The sequence below is a fragment of the Streptomyces similanensis genome (assembly GCF_039543625.1).
GTDB classification, from domain to species: domain Bacteria; phylum Actinomycetota; class Actinomycetes; order Streptomycetales; family Streptomycetaceae; genus Streptomyces; species Streptomyces similanensis.
On record NZ_BAABKC010000115.1, the window covers coordinates 44,017 to 62,750 of the forward strand.

Sequence of the window (18,734 nt, forward strand, 5' to 3'; positions counted from 1 at the left end):
CGTACCCCCGTGCGGTGGGTGGCTGCGCCGTCTGCGCTCACCTGCGAAAAACCGTAGCCGGTGCCGGAGATCTCCGCGCGAGCCTGTGGACAACTCCACGGGAGGCCGCGAACACGCAGGTCAGTAGCGTGCGGGCGGATCGTCGTCGGGTCTGCGGGCGTCGACGTCGAGGTGCTCGCCGACCCGGTTCACCAGCAGGGTCATCTCGTAGCCGATCTGGCCGATGTCGGCCTCGGCGCCGCTGAGGACGCACAGGCAGCTGCCCGCGCCCGCGGCCGTGACGAACAGCACCGCTTCGTCGAACTCGACCATCGTCTGCCGCACCGAGCCCGCACCGAAGTGGCGTCCGGAGCCTCTGGCCAGGCTGTGCAGCCCGGACGAGACGGCCGCGAGGTGTTCCGCGTCCTCGCGCCGCAGCCCCGTGCTCGCTCCGGTGACCAGTCCGTCGTTCGACAGGACCAGGGCGTGCCGTACGTGCTCCACCCGCTCGGTCAGGTCGTCGAGTAACCAGCCGAGTGTCTGCTTGTGCGCCATGCCGCGGTCTCCCCCCGTGGGCGTCTCCCCCGTGGCCCGGAGGAATCTCCCCGCCAGCCTTCCCCACCGCCGCCGTGGCGGCAAGCAAGATGGGCACATGGCACAGAACATGACCGATGAGGAATGGCGGACGTTCGTCTCGTCCGGTACGCGCACCGGCAAACTGTCGACCGTCCGGGCGGACGGTAGTCCGCACGTCGCGCCGATCTGGTTCCTGCTGGACGGGGACGACGTGGTGTTCAACACCGGCAAGGAGACGGTGAAGGGCCGGAATCTGGCGCGTGACGACCGGGTCGCCCTGTGTGTGGACGACGACCGGCCGCCATTCAGCTTCGTGGTGTTGCAGGGGCGCGCCCGGCTGTCCGAGGACCTGGACGAGCTGCGCCACTGGGCCGGCCGGATCGGGGGGCGGTACATGGGCGAGGACCGCGCCGAGGAGTTCGGGACGCGCAACGGCGTCCCGGGCGAGCTCCTGGTCCGGGTCACGGTCGACAAGGTGGTCGCGGTGCGGGACCTCGCGGACTGAGGCGGCCCGCGGACCACCGCGCGGTCCGCCGCGATGGGGGATCATGCGGACATGAGCGAGGATCACACCCACGTCCGTGAGTTCTTCACCGCGCGCGCCGCCGACTGGGACGGGAAGTTCCCGGACGACGGCCCCGCCTACGCGGCGGCGGTCGCCGAACTCGGACTGCGCGAGGGCGACCGGGTGCTCGACGCGGGATGCGGCACCGGGCGCGCCCTGCCCGAGCTGCGTGCCGCCGTGGGCACCTCCGGCGTCGTCGTGGGCGTCGATCTCACCTGGGCCATGCTGGCCGCCGCCGTGCGGGCCGGCCGGGACCGGGACGGGCGGCTGCTGCTCGCCGATGTCGGCGCGCTGCCGCTCGGGTCCCGCTCCCTCGACGCCGTGTTCGCCGCCGGCCTCGTCGCGCACCTGCCCGATCCCGCCCGCGATCTGCGGGAGTTGCGGCGGGTGGTGCGGCGCGGCGGCACGCTGGCGCTGTTCCACCCGATCGGCCGGGCGGCGCTCGCGGCGCGGCAGGGACGGCGGATCACACCGGACGACCTGCGCGCGGAGTCCAACCTCCGCCCGCTGCTGGCCGGTTCCGGGTGGCGCATGACCTCGTACACCGACGAGGACGCCCGCTTCCTCGCGCTGGCGGTGCGCGAGGACTGACACCGCTCGCCCCGCCCGCGCGAAGGGGGGAGCGCTCAGAGGCTTCCGGCGACGGCCGCCGTGAACACGTCCGGGTTGTCGAACATGATGTTGTGACCGGCCCCGGGCACGGTCACCACACGGACTCCCGTCGCTTGGAGGCCGTCTCGGTCCGGCAGTTCACCGCTGTGCTCGCCCAGCAGGTAGAGCCGGTCGACGGGGAGCTCCTCCAGGATGCGGCGCATCGTGGGGTCGGAGCCGCGCCGCAGGCCCACCGCGCTGCGGTGCAGGGCGCGCGGGTCGGTCAGGCGCATGGTCGCCGCCCACAGGGGGCCGACGCTGTGCAGCACGCGCGCGTAGCCGTCGTCGACGAACGCCTCCTCCTCGAAGGAGGCGATGCCGCTGCTGCCCGCCGTGGGCGGCGGGGACGGGTCGAGATTGGCCTCCGCGAGGACCAGCCGGGAGACTAGATCGGCTCTGCGGTGGGCCAGCACGATCGCGACGGCGCCGCCCATGCTGTGCCCGATCAGCTCACAACCGGACACCTTGGCGGCGTCCAGCGCCGCGGCCAGGGCGTCCGCGTGGTCCTCCAGGGTGTAGCCGAAGTGCGCGGGGCGGTCGCTGATGCCGTGGCCGGGCAGATCGACGAAGAGACTGCGCCGGCCCGCCAGTTCGGGACGGGCCGCGATGTGCGCGTGGTACACGGAGGAGACCGACCCCAGTCCGTGCACATAGACCCGTGCGGGATGCTCCCCGGGCACCTCCGTCCAGCGGATACGGCTGCCCCTGCTGTCGAACTCGGCCTGTCTCACATCGCCCTCCCTCACGGTTCCGCCACCTCGGTCGGCAGCACTCCAGAGGATACATCGGATTCGATGTATTGCCTTCTCGATACACAAAGGAGCCGATGTACTTCGCTCATGCGAGAGAATGCGGGCATGCTGGAACTGGCGATCCTCGGTTTCCTCTACGACACCCCGCTGCACGGGTACGAGCTGCGCAAACGCATCACGGCACTGACGGGGCACGTCCGGCCCGTCGCCGAGAGCACGCTCTACCCGGCGATCAAACGGCTGGAGAAGGCGGGACTGCTCCAACGGGCCACCGAGCCGGGGGCCGTGGCCGCGCCGCGCCACGTCCTCACCCTCACCGAGGACGGCCGGGGCGAGCTGCGCCGCCGGCTCGCCGAACCGGTCCAGCGGGACATCACCGACGAGAACCGCTGGTTCACCGTCCTGGCCTTCCTCAGACACCTCGCCGAACCGCACGCCCAGACGACCGTGCTGCGGCGCAGGCTGGCCTTCCTGGAGACGCCGGCCAGCTTCTTCTACGACGGCGACCGGCCGTTGCGCGCCGAGGAACTGGACGACCCGTTCCGGCGTGGCATCCTCACCGTGGCGCGGGCCACGACACGGGCCGAACTCGCCTGGCTGCGCGCCACGATCGCCTCACTGGAGGGCGTCGCCCGCTGAACCCTCCGAGTGCCGCACGGGACAGCCCCGCAGCCCGGGGACCGGGCGGGTGCCGAGGTCGGCCACCCGGTAACCGTCCGGATAACTCCTGATCTCCCAGTTCTGCCGTGCGAAGTGCGGGGCCCGGCGCGGTGGCAGCAGGCGCACCGCCCGGCCCCGGGCGCGCACCGCGCGGCGCACGAGGGCACGGGTGAGGGCGGCCGGCGGCTCGTAGCGGAAGGCCCTCAACAGGGGTTCGTCGAGCAGGGCCAGGGTGGCTCCGCGCAGCAGGGGCGCGAGGGGCCGCGGGTACCAGGAGGTCATCAGGCCGAGCGTCGCGTCGGAGACTTCGCGGGAGCGCGCGTCCCAGCCGAAGTTCAGCTCCTCGTAGGCGTCGAGGTGGGCCTCGAACTCCTCGTACGTCTCGGGGATGTCCTTGATTCCCAGGTGCCGGCCGAGGGTGCGGTAGTGGACGGCGGACGCGACGGTCTCGTGACGGGAGAGCCTGCGCCAACCGTAGGCGTCGATCCAGCGTTTCGGCACGACGACGAAGGTGCACAGCACGTAGCGCATGTCGTCGTCGCTGATGTCGTAGCTGCGGTGCATCTGGTTGACGCGCCGGATCGCGGTGCGGCCCGGCTCGCTCGCGAAGCCGTGCTCGACGACGGTGTCGAGGAGCAGGGAGGTGTCGTCGTAGCGCTTTTGCGTGCGGTCGGTCAGCTCCGCCGTCTCGGCGAGCAGCCGGCCGATGCTCGGGACGGCGTACGTCCGGTAGAGGGCGAGTTCCAGCGCGCGGGTGATGTCCCAGGGGAACTCGTAGGCGACGGTGAGCCGGTAGATCTCCGAAGCGTCGGCCACCGGATCCATGCGGCGGATGCGCTCCAGCCGCTCGAACCGCTTCGTCACGCCGTGCCCCTTCTGCCGTCGGTGCTCCAACTCTACGGTGGGCGGCGACAGATGCGCGGTCGGCGCGGGGAATCACGCAGGGAGAAGGTGTCCGCATGATCGGCAGGCTCCGTATGTCCTTCGCCAGGGTCGTCGCCTCGTGGCGGGTGGAGGAGGGCCGCGGTGGACGCGGGGCCCGTACGCCCAACTTGTTCGAGGCCGCCGCCGTCTACGTCTCGGCCCGTGCGGAGGACGACCAGGAGCGGGTCGACGAGGCGACGGCCTGGGTGTCGCCGGAGGCGCTGTCGTTCGGCGTCAGTGAGCTGGCCTGCCGCGCGGTGGTCGCCCTGGCGCGGGAGCGGGGCGAGTCGCCGCGGACGGTCGCGCGGGCGCTGCTGGGGCTCCCGGCGGCCTGAAAGCACGCCGGGACGACGGTCGTTTCGCCCATGTCCGGATGGAAAACTGCAGGTCCCGGTAGTCGAGGAGTCGTGACAACCGGCTTCCCGCCGCACTAGGGTGCGCGCGGTTGGACGAACCGAGGGGAGGCCTGGATGGCCGGGACGGACGAGGAAGCCGTCGCCGCCGCGGACGACGCGCTCTATGTGCTCACGGCGGTGCTGCTGACGCCCGCGCAGTTCCCGAGCGTGCTCGGCGACGACTATCCGGAGGCCTGTGCGGCGCTCGGCCTGGCGCCGATGGCCGACGGGTACGGCCTGGTGCTGGGGCAGGACGGCGCCGGGGCGCGGTGGACCGTCGTCGTCGACGACGTCTCACTGGTCGCCGTCGCGATCGCCTCCTGGGACTGCGGGATGGAGTACGACCTGTCGCCCGACGCGCGCACGGTCGTGACCGCCCTGCCGGGCTGGCCCCTCGCTCTCGCCGTCGCGGCTCCCGGCGTGCCCGCGCCGCACGACCCGGACCCCGAGACGGCGGACGGACCGCTGCTGACGCCGCCGGACACCGCCGTCTGGGGTTCGGCGCTGCGCCGCCTGGGCGCCGACGAGATCGCGCGGCAGTGGACGCTGTGGCGGGACCAGATCGAGAACGGCGCCGCCGGCACGACCGCCGGTTCCGGAGCAAGCTCGGCGCGGGAGCCCGGAGCGGGCTCGGCGCCGGAAGCCCGTACGGCCCACGAGCCGGTCCCCGAACCGGACGACGGCTCCTCCGCAGCGTCCGGCCGGAAGACGACTCCCCCGAGTCATCTCGGCGTTCGGCGCGTCCTGGCGGAGGCCCGTGCGTACGTGGACGCACCGCCGCCGCTGGGCCGCGTGCGGTCCTCCTTCGCCCCGGGCGACGCGCGGACTCTGCGCGCCGACGGTCCGGGCTGGTCGATGGTGGCCCGCACCGACGACATGGCCTTCGTGCTCCTGGACGAGGAGCCCGGTGAGGTGCTGCCGGTCGGCCGCGGACCGGAGCTGCCCGGGCTGCTCCAGGCGCTCGACAAACTGGCGGTGCGCCCGCACTGACCGGGTCGCTCCGGCCCTCAGCGCCCGAGTTCCTTGCGCGTGACACGGCGCAGCCGCCGTCGCTGTGCCGGGTCCAGCGCGAGGTAGGCGGCGGCCGGGACTCCCAGGACGACCAGGAGGACGGCCCACCAGGGCAGCCAGATCAGCAGGATCAGGCCGACCGCCACACCGCCCGCGGCGATCTTCGCGTTCTTCGACATCTGTCGCCTCCTTCGCGGCCACTGCCGCTCTCTGTCGTGAAAACGGCTCCGTGCCCGCCGCGGTTCCGGACCGCGTCCCCGAGAAGCCCCTGAGTCGTCCCGGAGCCTGCCCCTAAGGGGCGCGGCCGGGACGCCGAGGCGCGCGGGCGCCGGGCGGCGCCGCCGCCTACCGGGACCTGAGCGGTTCACCCACCTCGTGCAGGTGCCGCAGGGCCTGCGCGTAGGAGTCGACGAGGCCGGTCTCCGTGTAGGGGATGCCCACCTCGCGGCAGTGGGCGCGCACCAGGGGCTGTGCCCGTCGCAGGTGCGGCCGCGGCATGCTGGGGAAGAGATGGTGCTCGATCTGGTAGTTCAGGCCGCCCAGGAACCAGTCCGTCAGCGCGCCGCCGCGGACGTTGCGGGAGGTGAGCACCTGTCGGCGCAGGTGGCCCCAGCGCTCGCCGTCCGGGTCGGGCATCTCCATGCCCTTGTGGTTGGGCGCGAAGGCGAGGCCCAGGTGCAGCCCGAACAGCGCCTGGTGGAGGGCGGCGAACGCCAGGGCCCGACCGGGTGACAGGACGGTGAGCAGCAGCCCCGAGTAGGCCGCGACGTGCCCCACGAGCAGCGCGCCCTCCACCAGGCGCTCACGCGGCGGCTGCCGGCGCAGGTCCTGGAAGCTGTGCACCTTCAGGGCCACGCCCTCCAGGAGGGTGAGCGGGAAGAAGAGCCACGCCTGGTTGCGGGTGAGCCAGCGGCGCAGGCCCTTCCGGCCGCCGGCCTGCCCACCGGAGAACACCAGCACGTCGGCGGCGACGTCGGGGTCCTTCTCCAGGTGGTTGGGGTTGGCGTGGTGCCGGTTGTGCTTCGCGTTCCACCAGGCGTGGCTGAGCCCGAGGAGCAGATTGCCGTGCACCAGCCCGAGCAGCCGGCCGACGTCCTTGCGGCCGGTGATCTGCGCGTGGCCCGCGTCGTGGCCGATGAACGCGGTGCGCGCGAAGAGCACGGCGAGCGGCGCGGCCAGGAGCAGCGCCCACCAGGAGTCGCCGATCAGCACCAGCCCGGTGACGACGCCCGCCAGGGCGAGCGCGTTGCCCGCGACCACGCGGGCGTACCAGGCGTGGCGTCGCCTCAGGAGTCCGTGGGCCCGGACCGTGCGCAACAAGGGGGAGAACTCGCTGCCGGCGGACGGCTCACCGGTCCTCGCTGCGAGACCGTCCGCGACGGTGGCGGCTGGCTGGGGCATGGCGGGGTCTCCGGCTCTCTCGGTAACGTCCTGACCTCAGGAAACGTACGGATCGGAGCCCTGCGCCGGCCATGGCGCCAGCACCCTGGAAAGCCGGGGGCCAGCCCCGCGCGCGGGAGGGGGGCTGACGGCACCCGTAAGGGTGCGGTCCTCCCCAGCGCGCGCACGGCTCGTGTCCGAGAAGCGCCGGCCGAGAAGCGCACCCGAGAAGCGCGAAGGCCGTGGTGCACGCGCGCGTGCACCACGGCCTTCGTCCGCCCGTCGGGTCAGCCGCGGGCTCCCAGCAGGTGGTCCATCGCCAGCTGGTCCAGCCGCTCGAAGGCCATCCCGCGCGCGGCGGCCGCGTCGACGTCGAAGTCCTCGAAGGACGAGGCGTCGGCGAGCAGCGCCCGCAGGCCGTCCGGGGCCGTGGGCTGCGCCAACTCGTCGAGGCGGGAGGCGCGCAGGGCCTCCTGGACCTCCGGGTCGGCGCGGAAGGCCGCGGCGCGCTCCTTGAGGATGAGGTAGTTGCGCATGCAGCCGGCCGCCGAGGCCCACACGCCGTCGACGTCCTCGGTCCGCGGCGGCTTGAAGTCGAAGTGCCGCGGGCCGTCGTAGCCGGCGCTCTCCAGCAGGTCGACCAGCCAGAAGGCGGCGCGCAGGTCACCGGCGCCGAACCGCAGGTCCTGGTCGTACTTGATGCCGGACTGGCCGTTGAGGTCGATGTGGAAGAGCTTGCCGGCCCACAGGGCCTGGGCGATGCCGTGCGGGAAGTTGAGGCCGGCCATCTGCTCGTGGCCCACCTCCGGGTTGACGCCGTACAGCTCGGGGCGCTCCAGGCGCTCGATGAACGCCAGCGCGTGGCCGACGGTGGGCAGCAGGATGTCGCCGCGCGGCTCGTTGGGCTTGGGCTCGATGGCGAAGCGCAGGTCGTAGCCCTGGGTGGTGACGTACTCGCCGAGGAGGTCGAACGCCTCCTTCATGCGGTCGAGGGCGGCGCGCACGTCCTTGGCCGCGCCGGACTCGGCGCCCTCGCGGCCGCCCCAGGCGACATACGTCTTCGCGCCCAGCTCGGCGGCCAGGTCGATGTTGCGGATCGTCTTGCGCAGGGCGTAGCGGCGCACGTCGCGGTCGTTGGCGGTGAACGCGCCGTCCTTGAAGACGGGGTGCGTGAAGAGGTTGGTGGTGGCCATCGGCACGGTCAGGCCGGTCGCGTCGAGCGCCTGGCGGAAGCGCTTGACGTGCGTGTCGCGCTCGGTCTCGGAGGACCCGAAGGGGATCAGGTCGTCGTCGTGGAAGGTCACTCCGTGGGCGCCCAGTTCCGCCAGGCGCCGCACCGTCTTGACGGGGTCGAGAGCGCTGCGGGTGGCGTCGCCGAACGGGTCCCGTCCCTGCCAGCCGACGGTCCACAGGCCGAAGGTGAACCTGTCCTCGGGGGTGGGCTGGTAGTTCATGCCGCGGCTCCTTGCTCGCTTGCGACTATTTCGTCATGGCGATTTACAAATTAGTATGCCGACGCGTCCCTGGGAAGGGACAGGAGGGTCCCGACCTGGGTTCCACCCCGTCGGTCGGACCCACTGGACCAAGAGAACCGCTGGTCAGATGCGGTGAGCCGCGAAAAGGAGGGAGAGCCGATGTCAGCAGCCGAGGGTCCGCTCGTCGTCGGTGTGGACTCGTCCACCCAGTCCACCAAGGTGCTCGTCGTCGACGCGGCCACCGGTCGCGTCGTGGCGAGCGGCCAGGCGCCGCACACCGTCTCCGGCGGGGCCGGCCGGGAGAGCGACCCGCGCCAGTGGTGGGACGCGCTGCGCGCGGCGCTGCACAGTTGCGGCGAGGCGGCGCACGAGGCCGCCGCCGTGTCGGTGGCCGGCCAGCAGCACGGACTGGTCACCCTGGACGGGCGGGGCGAGCCGGTACGGCCGGCGCTGCTGTGGAACGACGTGCGCTCCGCCCCGCAGGCCCGACGGCTGGTCGCGGAGCTGGGCGGCGCCACGGCGTGGTCAGAGCGCACGGGCAGCGTCCCGGGCGCCTCCTTCACCGTCACGAAGTGGGCCTGGCTCGCCGAGAACGAGCCGGAGGCGGCCCGGTCGACGGCGGCGGTGCGCCTGCCGCACGACTACTTGACCGGGCGTCTGACCGGAGAGGGCACCACCGACCGGGGCGACGCCTCCGGAACGGGCTGGTGGGCGTCGGCGACCGAGACGTACGACGAGGACATCCTCGGCCGCGTCGGCCTCGACCCGGCGCTGCTGCCCCGTCTGGTGCGGCCCGGCGAGGTGGCCGGCACCGTGCGCGACGTCCACGACCTGCCCTTCTCCAAGGGCACCCTGGTCGCTCCCGGCACCGGCGACAACGCCGCCGCCGCGCTCGGTCTCGGACTGCGCCCCGGAACACCGGTACTGAGTCTCGGCACCTCGGGCACGGTGTACGCGGTGTCCGTGCACCGCCCCGCCGACCCGTCGGGCACCGTGGCGGGCTTCGCCGACGCGCGCGGCGACTGGCTGCCGCTGGCCTGCACCCTGAACTGCACGCTCGCCGTCGACCGGATCGCCGCCCTGCTCGGCCGCGATCGGGAGGCGGTGGAGCCGGGCGGCGCCGTCACCCTGCTCCCCTACCTGGACGGCGAGCGCACCCCGAACCTCCCGGACGCCTCAGGACTGCTGCACGGGCTGCGCCACGACACCACCGCGGGCCAGCTGCTCCAGGCGGCCTACGACGGCGCCGTCCACTCGCTGCTCGGCGCGCTGGACCGGGTCCTCGACCAGGACGCCGACCGCACCACTCCCCTGCTGCTGATCGGCGGCGGCGCCCGCGGCACGGCCTGGCAGCAGACCGTACGGCGGCTGTCGGGCCGGCCGGTCCAGGTGCCCGAGGCCCGGGAACTGGTCGCGTTGGGCGCCGCGGCGCAGGCGGCGGCCCTGCTGACCGGGGAGGACCCGGCGGCGGTCGCCCGGCGCTGGAGGACGGCCGACGGCCCGGTGCTGGCGGCCGTGGAGCGGGACGACACGACACTCGCGCGGATCTCCGGGGTACTCTCCGACGCGGCCCCGCTGCTGGAGCGGGGGACGCGGAACCACTGACCGGACGCACCGGGCAGACCCGCCGAAGGGGAACCGGCGGACGCCCGCCGGCCGGACACCGACCGAGGACGACGGAGGCATGAGCGCACCGCTGCACGAACCCCGCCCGGCAGGCCCCGGGCGGACGCTGCCCGACACCCAGCAGGGCATGCGCCGCCGCAACCTGGCGCGGGTCATGCACACGGTCAGCGCCGAGGGCCCGCTGTCGAGAGCGGCGGTCGCCTCCCGCATCGGGCTGACCCGGGCGGCGGTCTCCACCCTCGTGGACGAGCTGATCCGCTCGGGACTGCTGGAGGAGCTGGGCCCCGAGCGGCCCGGCCGGGTGGGCCGGCCCGGCTCGGCGCTCACCGTCAGCGGGCACGGCCCGGCCGGGGTCGGCGCCGAGGTCGGCGTCGATCACCTGGCGGCCTGCGTGGTCGATCTGCGGGGTGAGGTGCGGGCGCGCGCCGTACGGCACGGCACGAACCGCGGCCGCTCACCCCGGCCGGTGGCCGAGGACCTCACGGCGCTGATATCCCAGGTGGTCGCCGAGGCGGAGGAGCAGGGCCTGTGGCCGGCGGGGCTCGCCGTCGCGGTGCCCGGCCTGATCGCCCGGGACGGCCGTACGGTCGTGCGGGCGCCCAACCTCGACTGGCACGACACCGACCTGAGCGCCCTGCTGCCGGACGGGCTCTCCCTGACCGTGGACAACGAGGCGAACTTCGGCGCCCTCGCGGAACTCTGGCTAGGCCAGGGCACTCCGCCGGACTTCCTGCACGTGTCGGCGGAGATCGGCATCGGCGCCGCCGTCGTGGTGGACGGCCGGCTGCTGCGCGGAACGCGCGGCTTCGCGGGCGAACTCGGGCATGTCCCCATCGAACCGGAGGGGCCCGCCTGTCCGTGCGGCGGACGCGGCTGTCTGGAGCAGTACGCGGGCGAGGAGGCCGTGCTGCGGGCGGCCGGTCTGACGGCGGGCGAGGGCCGGGTGGGACTGCTGGCCACCCGCGCCGCCGACGGAGACGAGGGCGTGCGGCGGGCGCTGCGCGACGCCGGCCGGGCCCTCGGGATCGCCCTGACCGGCGCGGTCAACCTGCTCGACCCCGAGGCCGTCGTGCTGGGCGGCGCGCTGGCGGAACTGGCCCCGTGGCTCCTGCCGGCGCTGGACGCCGAGCTGGACCGGCGCACCGCCGGTCCGGCCTGCCCGGTCACGGTCTCCCGGCTGGGTCCCGAGGGGCCACTGCTGGGCGCCGCGCACTCGGTGGTGCGGGCCGTCCTGGACGACCCGGCGGCGATCGCCGAACACGGCTGACGGGCCGTCATTCACCCGTCCGGGTGGCGGAGTTGTCCACAACTCGCCGTCTGTCCACGGAAGTCCGCCGCGCTCTTCTGCGCGACCCGCGAGCGCCGTACCGTGATTCCCGCGAGGCGCCGTCCCCGGGCCCGGGACGGCGGCACGCGGCGCGGACGGACGCGGCATGCGCGGCCATCGGCGCGACACCCGCCCCACACGTGCGGCCGGGCTCCGCGAGGAGCGGCCGGCCGTGCGTGACACTCGCCGCACCGCCCCGCGTCCCCCGCGGCCGAGCACCCCGCGAGAGACGCACGCAGCCGAGCACCCCCTCACGAGAAAGGTCACCGCCATGGACCGGGCCGGACCCCCGCCCAGCAGACGGCGGATCATCCTGGGCGCCGCCGCCCTCGCCGCCGTCCCCTCCGTCTTACTCCCCGCCTCCCCTTCGGCCGCCCGCGCCCAGGGCGCCGTCTACCCGCCCGTGGACTGGCAGCCGGCGAGCTCCGGCAACTACACGGCGTCCAACCGGCCCACCAGCTACTCCGTCGACCGAGTGATCGTCCACGTCACGCAGGAGACGTACGCCAACACGCTGGCCATCTTCCAGAACCCGCAGAAGAAGGTGTCCGCGCACTACCTCGTCCGGTCCGCCGACGGACACGTCACGCAGTGCGTGAGCGAGGCGAACATCGCCTGGCACGCGGGGAACTGGGACTACAACACCCGCAGCATCGGCATCGAGCACGAGGGCTGGGTGGACCAGCCGGCCTACTTCACCAACGCCCTGTACGCCCAGTCGGCCCAACTCACCGCGGCCGTCTGCGACCGCTACGGCATCCCCAAGGACCGCGCCCACATCATCGGGCACTACGAGGTGCCGGGCACGGACCACACCGACCCCGGACCGTACTGGGACTGGGTCCGCTACATAAGAATGGTCAACTTCTCCTGACGGACCCGGACCGTGACCCGGCGGCGGCCCCGGCAGCAGGGCCGGCACCGCGACCCGGCGGCGGCGCCCCGCGGCAAGGTCACCGCGGGCCGTCCCCCGCGGCGGGATCACCGCGGGTCGTGCCCGGCGAGCCGGGTGCGTCCGGTCGGCCGCGTCCGCGGCCCGCACCCCGGGCGCTGCGCATGCGACGGGCCTGCGGCTGGAGCAGGCTGGAAGCGCGCCCTCGGCCGCGAGCCGCTGCGGGCGCACCGGCTCGCGGCCCGAAGGAGGTCCCAGTGGCGCACGGTGATCCGGGCCGGCCCGTGGACGAGACCTCGGCGGCTATGCTGCAGGCCCTGTTCACGACCTCGCCCGTCGGGCTCCACCTGCTCGATCCGGAGCTGCGGGTGGTGCGGCTGAACACGGCGATGCCCGCGACCCGGGGCGTGGCCCCGGACGACTTCGTCGGACGGCCGATCCGCGACGTCTACCACATGGTCGAGGGCAACGAGGCGGAGATCGTCCTCCGGGACGTGCTGGAGACCGGCGAGCCGCTGTGGCAGCACATCGTCCGCGCGCGGACCAAGGGGGAGCCACCGGAGCAGCGCTACTTCGAGATCACCGCACTGCGGCTGGAGGACGGCGACCACGAGGTGCTCGGTCTGGCGGTCACCGCCATCGACGTCACCGAACGCGAGCGGGGCCGCTCGCGCGCCGAGGTGCTCGACGCCGTGCGGCGCCAGGTGGGGCGGGCCCTGGACCCGGCGGTGACCGGCTCGGAGCTCGTCTCGGCGTTGGTTCCGGAGTTCGCCGACGTCGCCGTCGTCGAGGTGGTGGACTCGGTGATCCGCGGCGACGAGCCGCCGCCGGCCCCCATGCCGCCGGGGACGCCGCTGATGCGCACCGCGTTCCGCAGCGGCGCGGCGCATCCGCCGCAGGCCTTCCCCGTCGGCGAGGTGCGCCGGCTGCCGGCGCCCACGCCGTTCACCCAGGCGCTGAGCGACCTGCGCCCCCGGGTGGTCCCGCTGCGCCCGGGAGCGCCGTGGATGCCCGTCGACCCGGCGCGCACGGAGGCCATGCACTCCTCCAGCTCCCACACGCTGCTGGTGGTGCCGCTGGCGCTGCGCGACGCGGTGCTGGGTCTGGTGAGCCTGTACCGGGCCGGGGAGTCGCCGCCGTTCGACTCGGGCGACCGGCAGCTGGCGGTCGAGCTGGCCGCGCACACGGCGCTGGGCATCGACAACGCCCGTCGCTTCATCCGCGAGCACACCATCGCGGCCACGGTCCAGCGCCAGCTGCTGCCCCGCCGTCCCGAGGCGCACACGTCGCTGGAGACCTCCTACCTGTCGGTCACGGGCGGCGATCCCGGCGCCTGGTACGACTCCATCGCGCTGTCCGGGGCGCGTACGGCGCTCGTGGTCGGCAACGTCTCCGGGCGGGGTCTGAACGCGGCGGCCACCATGGGGCAGCTGCGCACGGTCGTACGGTCCCTTGCGGCGTTCGATCTCGCCCCGGACGAGTTGCTGGCCCGGCTGCACGACACGGCGATCGAGCTGGCCTTCGAGCGGGCGAACCTGCCGCTGGGCGATCCGCTGCGCCGGGAGGCGCTCACCGCGAACTGCGTGTACGCCGTGCACGACCCGCTGGCCGGGACCTGTGTGCTGGCGACGGCCGGACGGCTGGCCCCGGTCGTGGTCCGCCCCGGCCACGCAGTCACCGTCCCGGACACCCCGTCGGGGCCGTGCCTGGGCGCGACGGAGGACGCGCCGTTCGCGACGGCGGAGTTCGAGGTGCCGCCCGGCAGCGTGCTGGTGTTCACCAGTGATCCGCTGGTCACCGAGTATCTGGCGGAGTCGTCGGCGCAGTTGCGGGCGGCGCCGGACTACGCGGAGCGGCCGTTGCGCGACCTGTGCGACGCCGTCGCCTACGCCCTGCCGGACGGGCTGGGCGCGGGCGACGCGGCGGTGATCATCGCCCGTACCCGGGCCTTCCCGGCGTCCGACTTCGTCACCTGGCGCCTCGAAGCCGACCGCACCTCGGTGGCCACCGCACGGCACCGCACCCGCCGGCAGCTCGCCGACTGGGGCGTGGACGACGAGACGTCGTCCGACACCCAGCTCATCGTCAGCGAACTGGTCACCAACGCGGTCCGCTACGGGACCCCGCCCATCGAGATCCGGCTGATCCGGGACCGCAGCCTCACCTGCGAGGTGCGCGACGCCAGCCCGGCCGCGCCGCACCTGCGCCACGCGCACGTGGCCGACGAGGGCGGCCGCGGTCTGTTCCTCACCGCCCAGCTGGCCCAGAACTGGGGCATCAGATACGCGGCCGAGGGCAAGACCGTCTGGGCCGAGCAGCCCCTCCCGGACCGCCACTGACACCGGTACGGCGCGGCCGCGATCCCCGGCACGCCCTCGCGCGTCCGGCGCCTTCGCTACGCTGGCCGGGCCCGAGCCGCGTGTCCGATCCGACCGATCACCGGAGCCGCCCGATGCATGTCCGCCGTGTCGTACCCAACGTCCGCTCGCAGGCACTGGAGGAGAGCGCGGACTTCTACGGGACGCTGGGGTTCGAGGAGGTCATGAACCACGGCTGGATCATGACGCTCGCGCCGGCCGCGAACCCGGCCGCGCAGATCAGTTTCATGGGCGAGGACCTGACCGCCCCCGTGGCGCCGGACCTGAGCGTCGAGGTGGACGACGTCGACGCCGCCTACGCGGCCCTGCGGGAGCGCGGGGCGGAGATCGTGCACCCGCTCACCGACGAGGAGTGGGGCGTGCGCCGCTTCTTCGTCCGGGACCCCAACGGCCGCGTGGTCAACGTCCTCGGCCACCGCTGACGCCCGGGGCCCGCGCAGCGGGCGCGGGTCAGGGGTGCAGGCTGCTGACGATCTGGGCGGTGGCCAGCAGGCCCTCGTGGATGGTGGGCGCCATGCTGGATTCGGCCAGGAAGAAGCCGAGCATGCCGCAGACCAGGGCGTGCGAGAACTTCAGCGCGCAGTTGCGCACGAAGATGATCGCCAGGATCGCGAGCAGCAGCACCACAGAGATGGAAATCGCCATCGTCAGCCTCCTCCGCCGCGCCCACTTCGCGGCTTTCGGCCGCAAGTGTGGCGTAGCGGGGGGTTTGTCCGGGCGGCTGACGCGTCCGCCGAACGTGTGGTTCTGCGCCCGGTCCGGCTCTCCCGCGTCCCGGGCGGCCGCCCTTGGCGGCGTGGGACTTCGGCGGGGGCCGCGTCAGGGCGCCTGGAGGTCGACCAGGCGGGCCAGCGCCTCCCGGTGGGCGCCCGCCGTGCCGTAGGCGAGGGAGTCGGCCTTGGCCCGCTTCAGATACAGGTGGACCGGGTGCTCCCACGTCATGCCGATGCCGCCGTGCAGTTGCAGCGCCTCCTCGGCGGCGTGGACGGCGACCGGGGCGGCGTAGGCCTGGGCGACGGCGGCGGCCACATCGGCGTCCTCGCCGCGCGCGAGCGCGTCGGCGGCGTTGCGGGCGGCGGCGCGGAGGTTGACGACCTCCAGCCACAGCTGGGCGAGGCGGTGCTTGAGGGCCTGGAAGCCGCCGACCGGCCGGTTGAACTGCTTGCGCTCCTTGAGGTGGCGCACGGTCTCGGTCAGCGACCAGTCGGCGAGGCCGAACTGCTCGGAGGCGAGCAGGGCGGCCCCGGCGCGCAGGGCCCGGCGCACGGCGGGCGCGGCCTCGCCCAGGCGGCGGCCCGGCGCTCCGTCGAGGACCACGCGGGCCAGCGGGCGCGTCAGGTCCAGGGACACCTGTGCGGTGACGGTCGCGGCGGAGGCCGCGACGGCGTACAGCCCGCCGTCGTCGGCCGGCACGAGCAGCACGTCGGCGATCGACGCGTCGGCCACGGCGGTCAGTTCCCCGTGCAGCGCGCCGTTCTCCAGCCGTGCGGCCGGGCAGCGGACGCCCGGCGCGGTGTGCAGGCCGACGGCGAGCGCGCCGATCGAGGTGGCCGCCGCCAGGTCGGCGAGCAGGTCGTCGGCGCCGCACTCCAGTAGCGCCTCGGTGGCCACGACGGCGCTGGTGAGGTAGGGCACGGGCGCGACCGCGCGTCCCAACTCCTCCAGGACGACGGCGGCTTCGCGGTGCGTGGCGCCCTGGCCGCCCAGTTCCTCGGGCACCAGCAGACCGGCCAGGCCCATGCCGTGCGCGAGCGACTTCCACAGCGGGACGTCGTGCGGGGCGTCCGACTCGGTGCGGGCGATGACGCCCGCCGCGTCGCAGTGGTCCGTGAGCAGGTCGCGGACCGCGGCGCGCAGCGCCTCCTCCTCCTCGGAGTAGAGCAGGTCGGTCATCGGGCCAGGTCCTTCCAGGCGACGTCCTTGTCGGTGCGCGGCTCGGCGGGCAGGCCCAGGACGCGTTCGGCGACGATGTTCAGCAGGATCTCGCTGGTCCCGCCCTCGATGCTGTTGCCCTTGGCGCGCAGGTAGCGGTAGCCGGCGTCGCGGCCGGTGAAGTCGACCAGTTCGGGACGGCGAAGCGTCCAGTCGTCGTACAGCAGGCCCTCCTCGCCGCGCAGTTCGACCTCCAGGCCGCTGATCTCCTGGTTGAGGCGGGCGAAGGCGAGCTTCATGCCGGAACCCTCGTATCCGGGCTGGCCGGCGGCGAGTCGCTGGCGCAGGCGCTCGGCGGTCAGCCGGGAGACCTCGGCCTCCACCCACAGCTTCAGCAGCCGCTGGTGCAGGTCGTGGGTGCGCAGTTCCGGGCGCTCGCGCCAGGTCTTCGCCAGCGGGCCGATCATGCCGCCCTCGCGGGGCAGCCGCATGCCGCCGATGGAGACGCGCTCGTTCATCAGCGTGGTCTGCGCGACCTTCCAGCCCTCGCCGACACCGCCGAGGCGGTGGGCGTCGGGGATGCGGACGCCGGTGAGGAAGACCTCGTTGAACTCGGCCTCGCCGGTGATCTGGCGCAGCGGCCGGACCTCGACGCCGGGATCGGTCATGTCGCACAGGAAATAGGTGATGCCCTGGTGCTTGGGCAGGGCCGGGTCGGTGCGCGCGATGAGGATGGCCCAGCGGGCGACATGGGCGCTGGAGGTCCACACCTTCTGCCCGTCGACCACCCAGTCCTCGCCGTCGCGGACGGCGCGGGTGCCCAGGGCGGCGAGGTCGGAGCCGGCGCCGGGCTCGCTGAACAGCTGGCACCACACCTCCTGACCGGTCCACAGGGGCCGCAGGAAGCGCCGCCGCTGCTCCTCGGCGCCGTAGCGCAGGATGGTCGGGGCGGCCATGCCCAGGCCGATGCCGATGCGGCGCGGGTCGTTGTCGGGGGCGCCGGCCGCCTCCAGTTCGGCGTCCACGACGGCTTGCAGCGCGCGCGGCGCGCCGAGCCCGCCGAGGCCCTCCGGGTAGTGCACCCAGGCGAGGCCGGCGTCGAAGCGGGCTTCCAGGAAGGTCAGCCGGTCGGTGGTGGCGGGCGGGTGGGCGGCCAGCAACTCCTGGGTGCGGCGGCGCAGTTCGGGCTCGTCGAGCCGGCTGGTCATGCGGCGGCACCGTCGCGGTGCGCGGGCAGCACGGCGACACGGCCGGTGGTGACACCGTCGGCGACCCGCTGCACGGCGGACGCGGCGCCGTCCAACGGCACCCGCTCGCTCACCAGCGGCTTGATCGCGCCCCGGGCGGCCAGTTCGGTGAGCTGCTCGTGGCAGTGCTGGACCAGCTTCGGGTTCTTGGTGTTGTACAGGCCCCAGTGCAGGCCGAGGATCGAGTAGTTCTTCACCAGCGCGTGGTTGAGCGCCGGGCTGGGGACGGCGCCGCTGGCGAAGCCCACGACCACGATCCGGCCCTCGAAGGCGACGGTCTTGGCGGACTGGGTGTAGGCCGCTCCGCCGACCGGGTCGTAGACCACGTCGGCGCCGCGGCCGCCGGTGGCCTCCTTGACGGCGGCGACGACGTCCTCGGCACGCCGGTCGACGACGACGTCGCAGCCCAGCTCACGGGCCACGGCCGCCTTGTCCGGGCCGCCGACGACGCCGATGACGGTGGCGCCGGCCGCCTTGCCCAGCTGGACGGCGGCGCTGCCGACGCCGCCCGCGGCCGCGTGCACGAGCAGTGTCTCGCCGGCCTCCAGGTGCGCCCGGCGGTGCAGCCCGAACCAGCCCGTCTGGTATCCGATGTGCAGGGCGGCCGCCTCGGCGTCGTCCAGGGCCTCGGGCGCGGGCAGCAGGGCGGCCGCGTCGGCGACCGCGTACTCGGCGAAACCGCCGTACGGCAGCGCCGGGTTGGCGATCACCCGGCGGCCGTCCTCGGTCTCGCCGCAGATCTCCACGCCCGGGGTGAACGGCAGCGGCGGCCGGACCTGGTACTGGCCCCGGCACAGCAGCGCGTCGGGGAAGTTGACGTTGGCGGCACGGACCCTCAGCAGGACCTGACCGTCGCCGGGCACGGGCCGCTCGGTCTCCGCCAGCCGCATCACCTCGCTCGGCTCGCCGTTCTCGTGCACTCGCCATGCCTGCATGCGCCGCCTCCACGGGTGACTGTTTCGTCGGACCGGGTTCGACCGCATACTAAGCGGTCGCTTGCCGATCGGGGAACCCACGAGCCGGT

Annotated in this window: 20 protein-coding genes; 10 read left to right on the forward strand and 10 right to left on the reverse strand. The window is 73.9% G+C overall.

The genetic code is table 11. The features are described from left to right. Positions 1-120: 120 nt before the first annotated feature. Positions 121-534 (reverse strand): roadblock/LC7 domain-containing protein, encoded by a 414-nt coding sequence (locus ABEB07_RS32940; RefSeq protein ID WP_164585646.1) that lies wholly within the window; start codon positions 532-534, stop codon positions 121-123. Positions 535-631: 97 nt separating this feature from the next. On the opposite strand from ABEB07_RS32940, the gene ABEB07_RS32945 reads away from it, so the two are divergent. Together ABEB07_RS32945 and ABEB07_RS32950 are read left to right on the forward strand one after the other, a co-directional pair. Beyond that, on the forward strand, positions 632-1,060 hold the full coding sequence (locus ABEB07_RS32945; RefSeq protein ID WP_176148064.1) for a PPOX class F420-dependent oxidoreductase: 429 nt from the start codon (positions 632-634) through the stop codon (positions 1,058-1,060). Between the two features lie 51 nt (positions 1,061-1,111). Continuing rightward, positions 1,112-1,711 carry a class I SAM-dependent methyltransferase gene (locus ABEB07_RS32950; RefSeq protein WP_176148065.1) on the forward strand — a complete coding sequence of 200 codons (600 nt, stop codon included), beginning with the start codon at positions 1,112-1,114 and terminating at the stop codon, positions 1,709-1,711. A 35-nt stretch (positions 1,712-1,746) separates the two neighbouring features. On the opposite strand, the gene ABEB07_RS32955 is transcribed toward ABEB07_RS32950, so the two are convergent. Beyond that, positions 1,747-2,502 (reverse strand): alpha/beta fold hydrolase, encoded by a 756-nt coding sequence (locus tag ABEB07_RS32955; protein WP_345671705.1) that lies wholly within the window; start codon positions 2,500-2,502, stop codon positions 1,747-1,749. A gap of 126 nt (positions 2,503-2,628) precedes the next feature. Here ABEB07_RS32955 and ABEB07_RS32960 point away from each other — a divergent pair, with 126 nt between their 5' ends. Next, on the forward strand, positions 2,629-3,162 hold the full coding sequence (locus ABEB07_RS32960) for a PadR family transcriptional regulator (RefSeq protein WP_345671737.1): 534 nt from the start codon (positions 2,629-2,631) through the stop codon (positions 3,160-3,162). Here the strand turns inward: ABEB07_RS32960 and ABEB07_RS32965 are convergent. Next, complete coding sequence (locus ABEB07_RS32965; protein WP_345671706.1) at positions 3,139-4,047, reverse strand: oxygenase MpaB family protein; 909 nt, start codon at positions 4,045-4,047, stop codon at positions 3,139-3,141. The two genes, ABEB07_RS32960 and ABEB07_RS32965, sit on opposite strands and share 24 nt — an antisense overlap. 95 nt (positions 4,048-4,142) lie before the next feature. On the opposite strand from ABEB07_RS32965, the gene ABEB07_RS32970 reads away from it, so the two are divergent. Together ABEB07_RS32970 and ABEB07_RS32975 are read left to right on the forward strand one after the other, a co-directional pair. Continuing rightward, entirely contained in the window at positions 4,143-4,442 is a 300-nt protein-coding gene (locus ABEB07_RS32970; RefSeq protein ID WP_345671707.1) for a hypothetical protein, read from the forward strand. A 135-nt stretch (positions 4,443-4,577) separates the two neighbouring features. After that, entirely contained in the window at positions 4,578-5,492 is a 915-nt protein-coding gene (locus ABEB07_RS32975; RefSeq protein WP_345671709.1) for a hypothetical protein, read from the forward strand. A gap of 17 nt (positions 5,493-5,509) precedes the next feature. On the opposite strand, the gene ABEB07_RS32980 is transcribed toward ABEB07_RS32975, so the two are convergent. The 3 genes from ABEB07_RS32980 to xylA all read right to left on the reverse strand — a co-directional run bounded on the left by ABEB07_RS32980 (position 5,510) and on the right by xylA (position 8,347). Beyond that, complete coding sequence (locus ABEB07_RS32980) at positions 5,510-5,692, reverse strand: hypothetical protein (protein ID WP_164582005.1); 183 nt, start codon at positions 5,690-5,692, stop codon at positions 5,510-5,512. A 166-nt stretch (positions 5,693-5,858) separates the two neighbouring features. Beyond that, positions 5,859-6,914 carry a fatty acid desaturase family protein gene (locus ABEB07_RS32985; RefSeq protein WP_345671710.1) on the reverse strand — a complete coding sequence of 352 codons (1,056 nt, stop codon included), beginning with the start codon at positions 6,912-6,914 and terminating at the stop codon, positions 5,859-5,861. Positions 6,915-7,180: 266 nt separating this feature from the next. After that, the gene (gene xylA, locus ABEB07_RS32990; protein WP_345671711.1) at positions 7,181-8,347 is read right to left on the reverse strand and encodes a xylose isomerase; all 1,167 of its coding nucleotides are present in this window, start codon (positions 8,345-8,347) and stop codon (positions 7,181-7,183) included. Positions 8,348-8,527: 180 nt separating this feature from the next. On the opposite strand from xylA, the gene xylB reads away from it, so the two are divergent. The 5 genes from xylB to ABEB07_RS33015 all read left to right on the forward strand — a co-directional run bounded on the left by xylB (position 8,528) and on the right by ABEB07_RS33015 (position 15,013). Further along, the gene (xylB, locus tag ABEB07_RS32995; RefSeq protein WP_345671712.1) at positions 8,528-9,973 is read left to right on the forward strand and encodes a xylulokinase; all 1,446 of its coding nucleotides are present in this window, start codon (positions 8,528-8,530) and stop codon (positions 9,971-9,973) included. 79 nt (positions 9,974-10,052) lie between these two features. Further along, positions 10,053-11,261 carry an ROK family transcriptional regulator gene (locus ABEB07_RS33000; protein ID WP_345671713.1) on the forward strand — a complete coding sequence of 403 codons (1,209 nt, stop codon included), beginning with the start codon at positions 10,053-10,055 and terminating at the stop codon, positions 11,259-11,261. A 331-nt stretch (positions 11,262-11,592) separates the two neighbouring features. Then, positions 11,593-12,195, forward strand: coding sequence for an N-acetylmuramoyl-L-alanine amidase (locus tag ABEB07_RS33005; RefSeq protein ID WP_164581996.1), 603 nt, complete (start codon positions 11,593-11,595; stop codon positions 12,193-12,195). Positions 12,196-12,470: 275 nt separating this feature from the next. Beyond that, complete coding sequence (locus ABEB07_RS33010) at positions 12,471-14,552, forward strand: SpoIIE family protein phosphatase (RefSeq protein WP_345671715.1); 2,082 nt, start codon at positions 12,471-12,473, stop codon at positions 14,550-14,552. 113 nt (positions 14,553-14,665) lie between these two features. Continuing rightward, positions 14,666-15,013, forward strand: coding sequence for a VOC family protein (locus tag ABEB07_RS33015; protein WP_164584160.1), 348 nt, complete (start codon positions 14,666-14,668; stop codon positions 15,011-15,013). 28 nt (positions 15,014-15,041) lie between these two features. Here the strand turns inward: ABEB07_RS33015 and ABEB07_RS33020 are convergent, their stop codons facing one another. The 4 genes from ABEB07_RS33020 to ABEB07_RS33035 all read right to left on the reverse strand — a co-directional run bounded on the left by ABEB07_RS33020 (position 15,042) and on the right by ABEB07_RS33035 (position 18,645). After that, positions 15,042-15,236 (reverse strand): hypothetical protein, encoded by a 195-nt coding sequence (locus ABEB07_RS33020; protein ID WP_164584161.1) that lies wholly within the window; start codon positions 15,234-15,236, stop codon positions 15,042-15,044. A gap of 174 nt (positions 15,237-15,410) precedes the next feature. Beyond that, a complete protein-coding gene (locus tag ABEB07_RS33025; protein ID WP_345671717.1) occupies positions 15,411-16,484 on the reverse strand; it encodes an acyl-CoA dehydrogenase family protein in 1,074 nt (357 codons plus the stop codon). Beyond that, on the reverse strand, positions 16,481-17,671 hold the full coding sequence (locus tag ABEB07_RS33030; RefSeq protein WP_345671718.1) for an acyl-CoA dehydrogenase family protein: 1,191 nt from the start codon (positions 17,669-17,671) through the stop codon (positions 16,481-16,483). Before ABEB07_RS33030 ends, ABEB07_RS33025 begins: the two co-directional genes overlap by 4 nt. Continuing rightward, entirely contained in the window at positions 17,668-18,645 is a 978-nt protein-coding gene (locus ABEB07_RS33035) for an NADPH:quinone oxidoreductase family protein (RefSeq protein ID WP_345671720.1), read from the reverse strand. The genes ABEB07_RS33030 and ABEB07_RS33035 overlap by 4 nt, the downstream gene beginning before the upstream one ends. Between the last annotated feature and the right edge of the window lie 89 nt (positions 18,646-18,734).